This is a genomic window from Arthrobacter sp. NamB2 (assembly GCF_005281365.1).
In the GTDB taxonomy this organism is placed as follows: Bacteria; Actinomycetota; Actinomycetes; order Actinomycetales; family Micrococcaceae; genus Arthrobacter_D.
Genome location: NZ_SZWI01000023.1, coordinates 1 through 514 on the forward strand (window position 1 = coordinate 1; position 514 = coordinate 514).

1 pseudogene is annotated in these 514 nt (G+C 66.3%); it reads right to left on the reverse strand.

The window, feature by feature from the left end:
• A pseudogene (locus tag FDK12_RS14965) lies at positions 1 to 514 on the reverse strand (pyridine nucleotide-disulfide oxidoreductase); the annotation flags it as partial.

The window sequence follows — 514 nt, forward strand, 5'->3', positions numbered from 1 at the left end:
GTCTCCGGTGAGTCGTAGATCTCCACGGGCGAGTGCAGGAAGTGCAGGTGCAGCCGGCGTGAGGCTCCCGTCGGCTCGTCCTCGACGAGCCAGTTGGTGAGGGTCTTCACCATCGTCTTCGTCTGGTTGTTCGTCGCGATCTGCTCCTCGGAGCCTGCATCGAAGTCGAAGTCCTCCGGATAGAGCACGATGTCCACGTCACGCGAGTGCGAGAGCTCGCGCAGCTCCAGCGGGGTGAACTTCACCTGCGCGGGTCCGCGCCGGCCGAAGACGTGCACGTCGGTGACCGGCGAGGCCTTCAGGCCCTCGTACACGTTCTGCGGGATCTCGGTCGGTAGCAGGTCGTCGGCGTGCTTGGACAGGATGCGGGCGACGTCGAGGGCGACGTTGCCGTTACCGATCACAGCGATCTCCCTGGCCTCCAGCGGCCACTCACGGCTGACGTCCGGGTGCCCGTCGTACCAGGACACGAAGTCCGCGCCGCCGAACGAGCCCTCGAGCTCGATACCGGGGA